At 71.1% G+C, this 14579-nt stretch carries 16 protein-coding genes; 3 read left to right on the forward strand and 13 right to left on the reverse strand.

Annotated elements, in window-relative coordinates; translation table 11 throughout:
- Positions 1-24 precede the first annotated feature (24 nt).
- The 3 genes from V1227_RS07765 to V1227_RS07775 form a co-directional block, all read right to left on the reverse strand.
- Complete coding sequence (locus V1227_RS07765) at positions 25-3177, reverse strand: S8 family serine peptidase (protein ID WP_329791812.1); 3153 nt, start codon at positions 3175-3177, stop codon at positions 25-27.
- 95 nt (positions 3178-3272) lie between these two features.
- Complete coding sequence (locus V1227_RS07770; protein WP_329791813.1) at positions 3273-3965, reverse strand: aspartate/glutamate racemase family protein; 693 nt, start codon at positions 3963-3965, stop codon at positions 3273-3275.
- An 8-nt stretch (positions 3966-3973) separates the two neighbouring features.
- Positions 3974-4528 (reverse strand): TIGR03086 family metal-binding protein, encoded by a 555-nt coding sequence (locus tag V1227_RS07775; RefSeq protein WP_329791814.1) that lies wholly within the window; start codon positions 4526-4528, stop codon positions 3974-3976.
- A gap of 65 nt (positions 4529-4593) precedes the next feature.
- On the opposite strand from V1227_RS07775, the gene V1227_RS07780 reads away from it, so the two are divergent.
- Entirely contained in the window at positions 4594-5364 is a 771-nt protein-coding gene (locus V1227_RS07780; RefSeq protein WP_329791815.1) for an AraC family transcriptional regulator, read from the forward strand.
- On the opposite strand, the gene V1227_RS07785 is transcribed toward V1227_RS07780, so the two are convergent.
- Positions 5357-5794 (reverse strand): VOC family protein, encoded by a 438-nt coding sequence (locus V1227_RS07785; RefSeq protein WP_329791816.1) that lies wholly within the window; start codon positions 5792-5794, stop codon positions 5357-5359. The two genes, V1227_RS07780 and V1227_RS07785, sit on opposite strands and share 8 nt — an antisense overlap.
- A gap of 107 nt (positions 5795-5901) precedes the next feature.
- On the opposite strand from V1227_RS07785, the gene V1227_RS07790 reads away from it, so the two are divergent.
- Positions 5902-6492 (forward strand): LysE family translocator, encoded by a 591-nt coding sequence (locus V1227_RS07790; RefSeq protein ID WP_329791817.1) that lies wholly within the window; start codon positions 5902-5904, stop codon positions 6490-6492.
- On the opposite strand, the gene V1227_RS07795 is transcribed toward V1227_RS07790, so the two are convergent.
- From V1227_RS07795 to V1227_RS07835, 9 genes are all read right to left on the reverse strand, one after another.
- Positions 6489-7739 (reverse strand): RNA polymerase sigma factor, encoded by a 1251-nt coding sequence (locus V1227_RS07795; protein ID WP_329791818.1) that lies wholly within the window; start codon positions 7737-7739, stop codon positions 6489-6491. The genes V1227_RS07790 and V1227_RS07795 overlap by 4 nt on opposite strands.
- Positions 7740-7746: 7 nt before the next feature.
- On the reverse strand, positions 7747-7977 hold the full coding sequence (locus V1227_RS07800; protein WP_329791819.1) for a hypothetical protein: 231 nt from the start codon (positions 7975-7977) through the stop codon (positions 7747-7749).
- A gap of 80 nt (positions 7978-8057) precedes the next feature.
- Complete coding sequence (locus V1227_RS07805) at positions 8058-8894, reverse strand: NAD(P)H-binding protein (protein WP_329791820.1); 837 nt, start codon at positions 8892-8894, stop codon at positions 8058-8060.
- Positions 8891-9646, reverse strand: a complete 756-nt coding sequence (locus V1227_RS07810) for a TetR/AcrR family transcriptional regulator (RefSeq protein ID WP_329791821.1) — start codon at positions 9644-9646, stop codon at positions 8891-8893. Before V1227_RS07810 ends, V1227_RS07805 begins: the two co-directional genes overlap by 4 nt.
- Positions 9647-9693: 47 nt before the next feature.
- Entirely contained in the window at positions 9694-10326 is a 633-nt protein-coding gene (locus V1227_RS07815; protein ID WP_329791822.1) for a hypothetical protein, read from the reverse strand.
- A 70-nt stretch (positions 10327-10396) separates the two neighbouring features.
- Entirely contained in the window at positions 10397-10906 is a 510-nt protein-coding gene (locus tag V1227_RS07820) for a general stress protein (RefSeq protein ID WP_329791823.1), read from the reverse strand.
- A 38-nt stretch (positions 10907-10944) separates the two neighbouring features.
- The gene (locus tag V1227_RS07825) at positions 10945-12207 is read right to left on the reverse strand and encodes a GNAT family N-acetyltransferase (RefSeq protein ID WP_329791824.1); all 1263 of its coding nucleotides are present in this window, start codon (positions 12205-12207) and stop codon (positions 10945-10947) included.
- 37 nt (positions 12208-12244) lie between these two features.
- Complete coding sequence (locus tag V1227_RS07830; RefSeq protein WP_329791825.1) at positions 12245-13501, reverse strand: hypothetical protein; 1257 nt, start codon at positions 13499-13501, stop codon at positions 12245-12247.
- On the reverse strand, positions 13498-14073 hold the full coding sequence (locus V1227_RS07835; protein ID WP_329791826.1) for an RNA polymerase sigma factor: 576 nt from the start codon (positions 14071-14073) through the stop codon (positions 13498-13500). Before V1227_RS07835 ends, V1227_RS07830 begins: the two co-directional genes overlap by 4 nt.
- A gap of 114 nt (positions 14074-14187) precedes the next feature.
- On the opposite strand from V1227_RS07835, the gene V1227_RS07840 reads away from it, so the two are divergent.
- Positions 14188-14442, forward strand: a complete 255-nt coding sequence (locus V1227_RS07840; protein WP_329791827.1) for a hypothetical protein — start codon at positions 14188-14190, stop codon at positions 14440-14442.
- The last annotated feature ends 137 nt before the right edge of the window (positions 14443-14579 follow it).

Consider the following 14579-nt stretch of genomic DNA (forward strand, 5'->3'; position numbering starts at 1 on the left):
GTGCGCACCCGGCCCCTCAAGCCGTCACCTCAGGTCGTAGGCCCGGATGATCGTCTGCCGCACCTCACCCCCGGCGTCCGCGGCCTGAGCTTGGAACGACACGTTCTTGGCCCCGTGCGGGTGGATCAGCGTGACCTCCCAGCCGCCCCGGGTCTTGCGCAGCGGCACCGGCTTCCACGAGGCACCCTCGTCGAAGGACACCCGCACCGCCGGCGTCTTGACGTCGGTGACCTTGCCCGTCCCGTTGCGCTCCACCGTGATCGGCACGGTGACGACGCGGCCGGCGCGGTTGTGCTCGTCGAGCTTCGGCGCGAACCGGACGGCCAGCAGCGGCACCGGCTGGTAGTCCTCGCCGGCGACGTGCTGCGAGGTGAACGTCCAGTCGGTGGTGATCCGCGACGACTGCGAGTCGCGGGCCGACTCGGTGTGCACCTGGTAGCGCTTCTTCTCCGCCGGCAGGCCCGGCAGGTAGGCGTAGCCGGAGTAGGGCTGGTCGGAGATGACCTCGCCGTCGAGCGTCACGGTCGTGCGGGCGGCCGTCTCCTGGGCGTAGCCGATCATGTTCTCGGCGCCGTGCAGGCCCACGTCCAGGCGCAGCAGGTCGCCGTAGCGGCCGGCGTGGCGGACGTAGCGGGCGTCGTGCGGCAGGCTCGGGCCGTAGACGGCGCTGTTCCAGTGCTCGGTGACGGTGCGGCCGAGCCGGAACACGCGGCCCACGCCGGAGTACTGGCTGCCGTAGGACGGGTACTCGCCGAGCTTCGCGAACTCCACCAGCGAGCCGTCCCAGGCGACGCCGGGGGTGTAGTACTCCTCGAGCCGCAACGGCAGCGGGCCCGAGGCGCCGTTGTCGCGCTGGCCGATCGAACCCGGTATGCGGGCGTGCGTGACCGAGTCGACCCTGGCCAGTTCCCGGTCCTGCACCGAACGCTGCAGGTTCGCGGGCACGCGGGTCGTCTCGGCGATCCGCACGTGGTACTGGTACGGGCTGCCCGCGAAGCCGCCGTTGCCGTCGGGCCGGGCCAGGACGCTCTGGGCGTGGAACCGGAACTTCGGCCACGACGTCGTGGACGGGCGGACCAGGATGCCCTCGAAGTTGTTGAGGAAGTACGAACCGCCGGTGGCACCCCAGTTGGCCTGCATGTCGAAGACCAGTTCCGAGGACGCCGGAGCGGCTTGTTTCTCCACCGTGATCGCCGGCTGGACGCCCTGCCGTGCGTCGAGGACGAGGTCCACGGGGCCGTTGACCTGCAGCGCCGGTTCGGCCAGCACGGTCGTCGAGCCGCGCTTGGTCGGGTCGGCGTTCGGGGTGTAGATGGAGCCGTCGAGGAAGAAGGTGCCCTTGGGCAGGCGCTGCACGAGGGTGTCCGCCGGCAGCGACCGGAAGTAGGCCTTGGGCTGGTTCACGTCCACGAAGCGGTAGGTGTGGTTCGTGGTCGGCTGGCCGGTGGCGTCGACGAACCGGACCTTGACGTCGTAGCTCTCGACCTCCTTGTTCACGCCGACGGTCACGCGCACGCCGTCGGAGGAGACGATCGCCGCGCCGTACACGCCGTCGGGCACGTTGGCACGCGTGTCGGCGGTGATCGTGGCGTCGGCGGTGCCGCCCGCGGGGATCGTCAGCTTCGCGGGCGAGACGCTGAACAGGCCCTCGGCCGCGGGCTTCACGTCGGCGACGCGCAGGTCGAGCGTCACGTCGGCGGAGCCGGTGTTGCGGTAGGTGACCTTCTGCGTGATGGGCTTGTCGTCGTCGTGCGGCCACTGCGCGGTGCCGAGCGAGAAGCCGCCGTGGTCGGTGGAGACCGCCGCGGACGCGCCACGGCCGATGTCGAGCCGGCCCGCGCCCTGGTCGTAGACCGTGAGCGACGGGTTGGGCCGGGCGCTGTTCATCAGCGCCGCCTTGAGTTCCTCGGCCTTCCACGTCGGGTTCTTCGCGGCCAGGACCGCGGCCGCGCCCGCCACGTGCGGGGTGGCCATCGAGGTGCCGGACAGTGCGACGTGCGTGTCGCCGACGGGTGTGCCGATGCGGCCGTTCCTGGCCTTGGCGGCCACGATGTCGACGCCCGGCGCGGTGATGTCGGGTTTGACGGCGTTGTCGACCCAGCGCGGGCCTCGCGAGGAGAACTCGGCGAGCTTGTCCTCGCGGTCGACGGCGCCGACGGTGAGGGCGGCGTCGGCGGCGGCGGGCGAGCCGATCGGGCCGCCGGAGTTGCCCGCGGCGACGACGAACAGCGCGCCGGTCTGCGCGGTGATCCGGTTGAGCGCGAGCGACATCGGGTCGGTGCCCTCGTCGGGCCACGAGCTGCCGAGGCTCATGTTGACGACCCGGGCCTTGGTGGCGGCCCACTCCATGCCGGCGATGATGTCGCTTTCGTAGCCGCCGCCGTGGTCGCCGAGCACCTTGCCGTTGACGATCTTCGAGTCGGGCGCGACGCCCCGGTACCTCCCGTCGCCGCCGACGGTCGCGGCGACGTGCGTGCCGTGGCCGACGCGGTCGTCGGTGGTGTCGCTGTCGCTGAAGTTCTTCGACTCCACGACCGCACCGGCGAGGTCCGGGTGGGTCTCGTCGACGCCGGTGTCGAGGACGGCGACGGTGACGTCCTTGCCGGTGAAGCCCTTCTCCCACGCCAGGGGCGCGCCGACCTGCGCGGCGCTGCGGTCCAGTGACGCGGTGACCTTGCCGTCCAGCCAGATCCTGCCGGTGCCCGCCGTCCGCGCACCGGCCCAGAACCCGCCGTCCTTGCCGACCGCGAACGCGCGGGCGTCGATGCTGGGCAACGACTCGGCGCCCGCCGCGCTGATCCCCTGCCCCTGCACGATCAGCGGGATGGTCCGGCTCGACGCGTCGTCGTAGCCGGAGCGGGCGAGCAGCGAGACGTCGAACAGCCGCTCGTCCAGTTCGCCGGAGCTCAGCCGGGCCTGGGCGTCGAGCGGGACGACGTGCAGGTCGCCCCGCGAGTCCTTGAACGTGCGGAACCCGACGTCCTCCCGGCCGCGGGCGGCTCTGGCCCGCACCTTGCCGTTGTCGACGGTGACCTCGTCACCGGTGATGAGCGTGACCTTGGTGGTCAGCCCGTCGGCACGCACCTCTTGCGGCGGTGGTGCCGCCGAAGCCGGGACGGCTGCCGTGGCGGCCACGACGGCAGCCGTCAGTCCTGCGGCCAGATGTGATCTTTTCAAAGCGAACTCCCCTAGTTCACCGAAGGAGGAATAGCCCTCGGTGATTAGGACACTTCGCACAGTGGCGGAGTTGCAGCGTCCGGCCCGTCAGGTGTTCACAGAACTGTCTGGACGGCCCGTTCGACGGCGGCCTCGACGTGCAGGCGGGTGGTCGGGAACACCGGCAACGGCACGTCAGCCTGCGAGATCAGCAGTTCGATCTCCGTGCAGCCGAGGATGACGCCCTCCGCGCCTTCGAACCGGGCGATCACGTCTTGATAGGCGCGGCGGGACTCCTCGCGGACGATGCCGACGCACAGCTCGTCGTAGATGATCCGGTGCACGGTCGCGCGGTCCTCGGGTGACGGGAGAAGCACCTTGAGCCCGTGCGACTCCAGCCGTTCGCGGTAGAACGGCTGGTCCATCGTGAACCCGGTGCCGAGCAGCCCGACGGTGGTGAGCCCCGCGGCCTTGATCGCGTCGGCGGTCGTGTCGCCGAGGTGGACGACCGGGATGTCGACGGCGGCGCTGACCTGGTCGTAGACCTTGTGCATGGTGTTGGTGCAGATCAGCAGGAGGTCGGCCCCGCCGGCCTGCACCTGCGCGGCGGCCTGGGCGAGCGCCTTGCCCGCGTCGTCCCACCGGCCTTCGACCTGCATGCGCTCGATCCCGGCGAAGTCGACGGAGTGCAGCACGACCTTCGCCGAGTGCAGCCCGCCGAGCCGTTCGCGCACGAGCACGTTCGCCAGCCGGTAGTACTCCGCGCTGCTCTCCCAGCTCATCCCGCCCAGCATCCCGATCGTCAGCATGGCGACAGTCAAGCACTCCAGCGCGGGTCGCGGCCGGTGGTGGCCAGCAGCCGCTCGAACGGCGACGCGTCCGCGGGCACCTCGGCGGGCTCCTTGAAGACCTTCCACTCGACGGCCATCGGCCCCATCTGACCGACCAGGCCCGAGACCGCGGCGAACACCTCGGGGTCGGGCTCGAAGCGCTGCCCCGTGGCCTGCGCGAGGTCGGAGGCGTGGATGGTGAGGTCGAGCAGGGCCAGGCCGCCGACGGTCTGCGCGGGCAGGTTCATGTTCCCGGCGATGCCCTCGGTCGCGCCGGGCTGACCCCACGCCTGCACGAGCTTCGCGGACTCCGCCGGGTAGCGCTCGCGCCAGTCCGGGTAGGCCGGGGTGTGGCTGAAGTCGGCGTCCTGCTTCGCGGCGAGCTTCTGGAACTCGACGACGACGTGCAGCAGGTGGTCGAGCAGGGCGCGGACGTCGTAGTCGGTGCACGGGGTGGGCTTGGACAGGTCTTCGTCGGTGATGTTCGCGATGACGGGCAACGCGTGATCGCGCGCGCGATCGAGCAGAACGCTGAGCTTCATGCCGTAGACGCTATTTCGGCGTGTGCGGACGTTCTTGAAAAAACGCGCCAACCTAGGATCGGCGCGTGCAGGGGCCGCGCCGGGACACTCGGGGGATCGTGGACGCGCGCGAGCTGTTCGCCCGTGTCCGGTTCCGCCGACGTCTGCCGTGCGCCGAGCTGCAGCCGTACCTGGAGCACTACTGGCTCGTCGACGGTGAGCTCGACACGCCCTACACCACACACGTCGTGCCGCATCCGTCCGTGAACATCGTGTTCGAGCACGGGCACGCACAGCCGGAGCTCGCGGGCGTCGGGCTGGGGTTGTTCAGCCGCGTGCTGGAGGGACGGGTCCGGGTGGCGGGCGTGCAGTTCCGGCCCGGCGGGTTCCGGCCGTTCCGTCCGGAGCCGGTGTCGCGGTGGACCGGCCGGCACGTGCGGCTCGACGTCCCGTCCGCACTGGTGCTCGACGTCGACGACGAGGACGAGCGGGTCGCCGCGCTCGACGGGTTCCTGCTGGGTCTCGGACCGACGCCCGATCCGCAGGCGACGCTGGCGATGGAGCTGGTCCACCGCATCCGGGACGACCGGGAGATCCGGAAAGTCGCGGACTTCGCGCGGACGTGCGGCGTGGCGGTGCGGACGCTGCAACGGCTGTTCGCGGACTACGTCGGTGTGAGCCCGAAGTGGGTCATCCTGCGGTACCGCATCCACGAGGCGTTGGAGCGCGCCGAGTCGGAGGTCGAGTGGGCCCGCCTGGCCGCTGACCTCGGCTACAGCGACCAGGCCCACCTCGTCCGTGACTTCACGCAGACCGTGGGTGTCTCGCCCACGGCGTACGCGCGCGCTCTCACCTGAAGTACTCGCACAGCTCGATCAGGATGCCCTCGGGTCCACGGACGTAGCAGGTCTTCAACATCTCCTGGTAGGTCTCGATGTTCCGGACGACCTCGGCGCCGTGCGGCTTGATGCGGGCGAGGGTGGCGTCGAGGTCGTCGACGACGAACGCGACGTGCCGCAGACCCAGGGCGTTGATCGGTGCCCGGGAGCTGCCGTCGACGCTCCGCGGGGTCCTGAACTGGCTGAACTCGATCCGGTATCGCTCGTCCGGTGTCTTCAGCATGGCGATCTCGCTGACCGAGCCGTCGAGCCCGATGACGCCGTCGACGAACTCGCCCTCCGCGTGCGCCTTGCCTTCGAGCTCCATGCCGAGCGCCTCGAAGAACGCGACGGCGGTCGCGAGGCCGGTGACCGTGATGCCCACGTGGTGCATGCTCTTGATGCTCATGTCCGGGGGACGGAGCCGCCGCCGCGTTCTCGACATGAAAGTGGACCAGTTTCGCGGGCGGGTTTTGGCTCTCCTGGCTGGACCGCTTCGGCGGCAGAGTCGTCGGCATGACTCTCGCCTTCCTGCTCACGACGTTGCTCGCCGTCGCCACCCCCGGCACCGGTGTGCTCTACACGCTCTCGGCCGGTCTCGCGCACGGCCGCAAGGCGAGCGTGATCGCCGCGTTCGGCTGCACGCTGGGGATCGTGCCGCACGTGCTGGCCACCATCACGGGCCTGGCGGCGCTGCTGCACGCGAGCGCGCTGGCGTTCGAGGTCGTGAAGTACCTCGGTGTCGCCTACCTCGTCTACCTGGCGTGGGCGACGTGGAGGGACAGGGCCGACCTGGTCGTCGACACCTCGGCCGCCCCGGCGTCCGCGCGCAAGGTCGTCGTGTCGGCGGTGTTGCTCAACCTGCTCAACCCGAAGCTGACGATCTTCTTCGTGGCGTTCCTGCCGCAGTTCGCGACCGGGTTCGGCCCGATGCTCGCGTTGAGCGGGGTGTTCATGGCGCTGACGTTCGTGGTGTTCGCGGTCTACGGCGTGTTCGCCGCGTCGATGCGCGACCGGGTGCTGGCCCGGCCGCGCGTGGTGGTGTGGCTGCGGCGCTTCTTCGCCGCGTCGTTCGCGGCGCTGGGCCTCAAGCTCGCTCTGACCTAACCGCAGGCGGCGGCCCGGTCGAGCAGCAGGACCTTCTCCCGTTCGTTGCGGGTGAGCGCGGCGGCCTTCTCGAACTCGGCCTTCGCCTCCTTCGTGCGGCCGAGCTTGACGAGGAGGTCGCCGCGCACGCTGGGCAGCAGGTGGTAGCCCTGCAACGCCTTCTCGCCGGCGATCTCGTCGACCAGCGCGAGCCCGGCGGCGGGCCCGAAGGCCATCGACAGCGCCACCGCGCGGTTGAGCTCGACGACCGGGGACGGCGAGATCCGCGCGAGCACCTGGTAGAGCGCGGCGATGCGCTGCCAGTCGGTGTCCTCGGCGCGGCGCGCACGGCCGTGGCACGCGGCGAGGGCGGCCTGCACGTAGTACGGGCCGGGCGGCTGGTTGAGGGCTTCGGCGCGTTCCAGGGCCTTCAGGCCGCGGCCGATGAGCAGCCAGTCCCACTTGCCGCGGTCCTGCTCCAGCAGCAGCACGGGTTCACCGCCGGGGCCGGTGCGGGCGCGGGAGCGCGAGGCCTGGATCTCCATCAGCGCGACCAGGCCGTGGACCTCGGCCTCCTTCGGCGCGAGCTCGGCCAGCACGCGGCCGAGCCGCAGCGCCTCGGCGCACAGCTCCGGCCGCATCCAGTCCTCGCCCCTGGTGGCGGAGTAGCCCTCGTTGAAGATCAGGTAGAGGACCTCGAGGACGCTCGCGAGCCGGGTCGCCAGCTCGGGACCCTCCGGCACCTCGAACGGCACCCCGGCGTCGGCGAGGGCCTTCTTGGCGCGCACGATCCGCTGCGCCACGGTCGACTCGCTGACCAGGAACGCGCGGGCGATCTCCTCGGTCTTGAGGCCGCCGAGCATCTTCAGCGTCAGCGCGACCCTGGCCTCGGTGCCGAGCACCGGGTGGCAGGCGGTGAAGATGAGGCTCAGCAGGTCGTCGCCGATCTCGTCGTCGACGCCCTCACTGGCGTCCGGCGTGGCCTCCTGGACCTCCCGGCCGATCTCCTCGACCTTGCGGTGGAGGTTCTCGCGCCGCCGGATCTGGTCGATCGCCCGGCGCTTGGCCGTGGTCGTGAGCCACGCTCCGGGATTGCGCGGCACGCCTTCGGCCGGCCACTGCTCCAGCGCCGCGACCAGCGCGTCCTGCGCCATCTCCTCGGCCAGGCCGACATCGCGCGTGTACCGGGCCAGCGCGGCGATGACCTTCGCCGACTCCATCCGCCAGACCGCGTCGATGGTGCGGTGCACCGAGGTGGTAGCCCCCATGGAGGCATCAGACCACAGCCACCTGACGTATTTCCACGACGCACGCCGGGAGGTGGATGCGCTTGACCCGCTCGAGGGCCTCGGCGGCGTCGCGGACGTCGATCAGCCAGTACCCGGACACCCCGCAGGCGTCCGGCACCAGGTCACCCGCGTCGAGCAGGACGCCCGCGCGGACGAGGGCCTCGCCGTGCAGCGCCGCCAACGGGACCGGGCTCCTGACGAACACCATGAACCGCACCGGACCTCCTCGTTCGCCTCTCACCGGGACGTCGAACGAGGAGGTGCCGGAATCGACAGCATGATCGGTGGCGCATGCCGTCAGGCCGTGAAGTCGGCCTTGTGGTCGTGAGCCCACTGCGCGAACGTCCGGTAAGGCCGTCCCATCAGCCGTTCGTAGTCCTCGGTCACGACGAACTCGTAGTCGGAGAAGTCGTCGGCGTCCCCGCCCTCGTAGCCGCCGAGCCCGAGGACGTACCGCGCGATCTCCTCGGGCCAGCCGACGCTGACGTAGTACGCGAGCGCCTCCTCCACGGTGACGTCGCGGAACGTCAGCGTCCGGCCGAGCACCTCGCCGAGCGCCGCGGCCATCTGCCGTTGCGTGATCGGCGGCGGCCCGGTCAGCGTGTAGGCCCGCCCGGCGTGACCGTCCTCCCGCAACGCCTTGAGCGCCACGTCGGCGATGTCGGCCTCGTGGATCGGCTGGCCGAGCTCGTCGGGGTTCGGGTGCACGATCGTGCCGTCCTCGCGGATCGACGGACCCCACAGGTCGATCTTGTTGACCGCGAACTCGCCGGGCCGCACGTGGGTCCACTCGGCGCCGGATGCCTCCACGGCCTGTTCGACCGGCAGGTGGTGGGTCTTGTCGTACCCGTGCGTCACCGCGCCCGAGGACAGGGTGACGATGCGCCGCACGCCTGCTCGCACCGCGCGGTCGACGACCTCCTGGGCCGTCGGCGGGTGCACGAACAGGTACAGCTTCTCGACACCGTCGAACGGCAGGCTGTCCGGGTCGTCGAGGTCCGCCTGCACGACCTCCACGCCGGCCGGGAACCGCGCCTTGGCCGGGTCGCGGGTGATGGCCCGCACCGGCCCGGCGAGCCCGGCCACCACCAGCCGCCCGACGTTGCCCGTCGCCCCGGTCACGAGCGTCGTCATCGCAGACCCCCTTCGATGCCGTCGAGCAGCTTGTCGAGCCCGTAGTCGAACGAGCCGCGCACGTGGTCGGCGAGCGAGCCCTCGATGTCGTAGGCGTCGGCGTTCCACAGCGCCGTCATGGTCGGGTAGCGCTCGACGTCGAAGTAGTCGTCCCAGAACACCTGCCGGGCACCCCACCACGAGTCGCCGGACTCCCCGGTCGCCGCCGCGAGCTGCTGGTCGTCGACCTCCGACGCCGCCGCGCCGTGCACGAACCCCTCGACGGCGACGTGCGCGACGGTCACCTGCCGGGGCTCGAGCCCCGAGTCGGCCAGCGCGGCGAGCAGGAACTCCTGCCCGTCCATCAGCCCGGGCCCGAGCGGAGGCCGCACCATCGACACGTCCCGCATCCACGGGTGCGCCTGGTAGACCTCGCGCGTGCGGTCGGCGTAGTGCTTGACCCGCTCCCGCCACGTGCCACCGGCGCTCAGCTCCCGTTCCTGCAGCACCGCGTCGGTCATCAGGTCGATCAGCTCGGCCTTGCCGGGCACGTGCGTGTAGAGCGACATCGTGCCGACGGTCAGCTCCTGCGCGACGCGGGCCATCGACATCGCGCCGAGCCCCTCGCGGTCGGCCACCGCGATCGCCGCGGTGACGATCTGGTCGACGCTCACCTTGGGCCTCCTGCCGACCGGCTTCGGCTCCGGCGGCGTGCGCCAGAGCAGTGCGAGCGTCCTGGCCGGGTCTCCCCCGCCGCTGCGTTCGGCGGCCATCCGTCCACCCCATTTCCGTAGGCCATACGGAAACATTACCGTACGTCCTACGGAAATGCGCCCCGGTTGACGTACCAGGTGACTTCGACCAGGTCGGGGCGGGTGGCGGTCAGCTCAGCACACACCTCGCGGACGACCAGGAGTCCCACCGCCCGACACCTGCGCTCACCGCCGCCCAGCGGTGGGCCGGCCGAGAACCCGCGGGACGCGAGGTGCTCGCGCAGGGCCTCGGCGGCACGGTCGCCGGTCGCGGTCACCTCCCGCGCGCAGGAGCCGGAGCCGCAGTGCCCCTGACCTTCCACCACCCGCAGCCCGGCCGGCGCCGGCAGCACGCCCTCGTCACCGGGCTTGGCCTCGTAGTCGCCGAACTCGACGCCGAACGCGATCACCACGCCCAGCCCCGTCAACGCCACCAGCCGGAGCGACCCCCTCGGCCACTGCCGCTCCACGAGCACGCCGATCACGCAGACAACCGCCGCGAAGACCGCGTACAGCCAGTACGACTCGGCCTCCGACGGCACCCACGACCCGGACGCCCACAGCGCCCGCGGCACCACGAACCACGCGAGCAGCGCCACCAGGATCGCACCGACGGCCACACCGGTCCGCGGCGAGCGGGACAACCAGGCCCACAGTGCGATCGGCAGCATTCCGAAGAGCAGCGCCCCCAGCGTCGACATGATCGTCAGTAAAGCGGAAACGCCGCCCCGGTCAGCCGGGACGGCGTTTCTCTGTGGTGGGAGCCGGGAACTAGGAGCGCCAGGCCAGCGCGGTGAGCATCTCCCTGCCGCGCTCGGCGCTGCGCGGGTGGCTCAGGACGTCGTAACGACCGGCCACGAGCTGGGTGGTCGAGGCGAAGTCACGCTTGCCGCGCGTCGCCGCGTACCGGGTGGCGGCGCTGGCCAGGCCGAAGACCGTACCGACGACCAGACCCGTGACGATCGGGGCGAGGGCGCCGCCGTTCGAGAACAGGCCCAGCAGCAGACCGACGAACAGACCGAACCAGGCACCCGACGCGGCACCCGCGCCGAGCACGCGGCCCCAGGTCAGGCGTCCGGTGACGCGTTCGACGATCATCGGCTCGACGCCGACGATGGTGACGTCCGCGACCGGGAAGTCGTTGTCCGCCAGGTGGTCGACCGCGCGCTGCGCCTCTTCGTACGTCGCGTACGAGCCGATGGGCCAGCCCGTGGGCGGGGTGGGCAGTGCGTTGACGCCGGTGGAATTGGCTCCGGTGGCGAACGGAGTCGCGGTGGTCATTTCCAACACCTCCGAAATGCGATCCCCTACACCCGGTACTACGAACGCGGCGCCGATTCTGTTCCCGGAGTCGAGCCGATGTGACTCAGCTCCCTGTCGGTCAGCGTGATGTCCAGCGATTCCAGCGTTTTCCCGAGGTCTTCCACCTGAGAAATCTCAGGTTCCTCCCCCGCGTGCTCGACGGTGAGCTGCCGGCCGACCAACCGGCGGCTCAGCCCCGGTTCCAGACGCATCACGACGAGCTGGCGGCTGAACGGCGAACGCTCGTGCGTGGCGACGTAGTAGTTGGCGGCCGTGTAGTCGACGGGGCGTTGCTCGACGTCGTCCTCGAACGCGTGCTGCAACTCCCACCGGCCTGCCACCTCCTTCTCCAGCACCCACCGGCGGTCCTCGCGGCGCAGCCGGTGCGGCCAGCCGGCCTGGTCGACGACCGCGCCGTCGGCCAACGGCATCGGGTGCAGCATCCCGGCGCCGAACCCGACGTCGACGAGGTGGTCGTCCACGATCGACATCATGTGCGTGCGCGGTCCTGTCATCACGCGGCTCATGCGCCGTGCGACTGTGTAGCCGAGACGTTCCAGCACGGCGGTGAACAACAATTGGTGTTCGTAGCAGTAACCGCCGCGGCGGCGCCCGACCAACTTGTCCTGGATGTCGGCGAGGTCGAGTGACGGCACGATGCCGAGCATCACGTCAATGTTCTCGAACGGAATGGCGCGCACATGCGCTTCGTGCAACTCCGTCAACGAACTGGATGCCGATGCTCCCGTGCGCGCGAAGTATGCGTCTAAATCAAGCAATTCCGTCTGCCACATGGCTTCCCCCTGAGTCAGTTGCCACTCTTCTCTCGTCAGCGCGTACTCGACCTCTCCGTATTCCGAGCCGGGCAACGGATCGGGGAAGTCGACGTGGAAGGTGCGGACGTGGCGCAGCCCGCACTTGCGCAGCACGCGCCGCGAGCCGGCGTTGACGAACATCGTGGTGGCGACGACGCGCCGCACGCCGCCGGTGGTGAAACCGCGTGCGATCAGGGCCGACGAGCCTTCGGTGGCGTAGCCGAGGCCCCAGAACGCGCGGTGCAGCCGGTAGCCGAGTTCCACGACGTCGGTGCCGTGGAACTCGAACCAGCCGACGAACGCTCCGGTGGCCTTCTCGAAGGCCAGGTGGAAGCCGGGGCCGAGGTGGTTCCCGACCGGCGCCGGGTCGAGGAACCGCATGACCTCGGGGTCGGCGTGCAGCGCCGTCAGTGCGCCGGCGTCGGACGCACGGGCGGGACGCAGGATCAGGCGTTCGGTCTCCACGCCCCGAATCCTGTCCCGCCCGTCCACCGCTTTTCGGCTACGGCACGTCCTTGGGCTTGATGGACTCGAGCACGGCGCCCTTCGCGTCCCGCACGACCACGCGCGAGTCCGGGTGGCGGTCGATCAGCGGCGCGGCCAGCACGAACGTGCCGCCGCCGATCGACGCGGGCACGTCGGCCAGACCCGGACGGGTGTAGGTGATCGATGCGGCTCTGGGGTCGGTGACCAGGCCGACGGCCGCGAAGGTCGAGCTCGCCATCGCGCCCGCCTCGCCGGGTTCGGCCGGCTCGCGCAGCGTGAAGTCGTAGAACGCGGCGAACGCGGCGACGGTCGTGCCGCGGACCTCGTCGAGGTCCTCGGTCTCGTGCACGGTGGCGGCCGCCGTCCAGTCCTCCTGCCTGCAGTAGAGCAGCAGGTCGCCGAAACGCCCGAGGCGCATCGTGGTGGTGGCGCCGAGTCGGACGGTGAGCGCGTGCGCGAACTGGTCGGCGTCGGGGACGGGCCGGTCGCGCAGGCACCGGGCGAACTCCCGCTCTTCCGCGGTGTCGCGGTCCGCGGGCGGCAGCGGCCGGTCGACGACCGCCTCCGTCGGTCCCGGTACACCCCGAACGGCGAACTCCGTGCCGCTGACCAGTGCTTTCGTCCCGGTCTCGGCGTGGGTGTAGCCGCTGGGCTCGAGGAACAGGCCGTCGACGACGGCGGGCAGCGCGCTGTTGCGGGCCGGGTCGGAGATCCGCGAGAGGCTGACGATCTTCACGTCGCGCGACACCAGGCCCGCCATCGCGCCGGTCCGCGTGGTGAACAGGATCTTCACCTCGCGCGGGCCGTCGCCCACGGTTGCCGGGTCCGGTGCCGACACGGTCGTGGTGGTGGCGGTGTTCGCGCAGAAGAAGACGCCGGCGGGCACCCGGAACGCGGTGAGCGTCGTGCCGTTCTTGCGGCTGGTGGCGATGGTCTGCCAGCCGGCGGCCGGGGGGTGGGCCCTGGCGGCGCCGGTGCAGCGCGCGAGGACGTCCGGGGCGACCTTGCCGCGTTCGACGTGGTTGACGACCGCGCGGTCCTTGCCGACGAACTCGCCGTTGTGCTGCATCGGCGGCGCGGCGGGCTCGGCGGTGCCGCCGAGCAGGGTCTGGCTCGCGACGAGGGCGCCCGCGGCGAGCGTGCTGACGGCGGCGGCGATCAGCACGGCCCTGCCGTTGCGCGCGGGCGGGTCCATGCCCTCGGACAGGCGCTGCCGTGCGCGCAGGCGGACGTCGTCGGGCAGGGGCCGGTGTTCGGGCAACTGGTCGATCACGGGGTGTCCTCGGGGGTCAGGTCGCGCAGCCGGGCACGGGTGCGGGAGACGCGGGCGCGGACGCTCGACTCGGCGATGCCGAGCAGGGCGGCGTCGGCGGTGGACACGTCGCCCAGCAGGCACAGCTGGGCGATCTCGCGTTCGGACGAGGGCAGCGTCGCGATGGCGGCCACCACCGCGGCGAGGCGGCGTTGCGCGTCGGTGCGGGCGGCGACCTCGTCGGCGTGGTCGCGCTCGTCGTGCGGGGTCAGTCGCGTGACCAGCCGCACCGCCCTGCGCGAGGCGCGCCATTCGGTGCGGGCCCGGTTCGCGGTCACGGTGTAGAGCCACGGCAGGGCGGAGTCGCGCAGCAGCCGGGCCTCGCCGCGCTTGCGCCAAGCCGTCAGGAACGTCGCGGAGAGCAGGTCCTCGGCTTGCGACCACGAGGCCGTCAGCCGGTAGGCGTAGTTCCAGACCGCTTCGGCGTGGCGTTCGAACAGCTCGGTGAACGCGGCGTGGTCGCCTTGCGCGATCCGCTCCCACAGGTGCGCGTCCGGCGGCCCGACGTCCGCGCAGTGGGTCGTCTCAGTCATCACACTCCGCCTGGGGCCGTCACCGGCCAATGTGTTGCGTGACACCGCTCACACACTTGTGGGGGAGGCGCCCCTCGTTCGAGGCGCGGACGACATCGATGGCAAGATCGTCGTGTGCCGATCGAGCAGCAGCAGTCCGGCAGTGCCGAGCCGGAAACCCAGGTGTTCGCGAAGATCTCGACCGAGGACACGGACGCGGCGACCATTCCCGGTGTCACCCCGGTGACGCCCGCACCGGCTGTGCCCGCCGCGGCCGCAGCCGCCGTCGTGACGCCTCCCGCGGTGGCAGCGCCCGCGCGCAAGCCCAAGTCGCTGACCCGGCGGCTGGCCCGCAGGATCCTCGGCCCGACCCTGATGACGAAGAAGTAGGCCCTAGCGGTCGGGGACCTGGCCCAGTCCTCCGCAGACCCGGCAGGCGGACCGGTCCTCGTTGAGCCCAGACCCATGGCAACGGCTGCACTCTTTCACGGAAGAACAGTGTCCGCTTCTACCGGGAGTGAGGGCAG

Source organism: Lentzea sp. DG1S-22 (assembly GCF_036321065.1).
Taxonomy (GTDB): Bacteria; Actinomycetota; Actinomycetes; order Mycobacteriales; family Pseudonocardiaceae; genus Lentzea; species Lentzea jiangxiensis.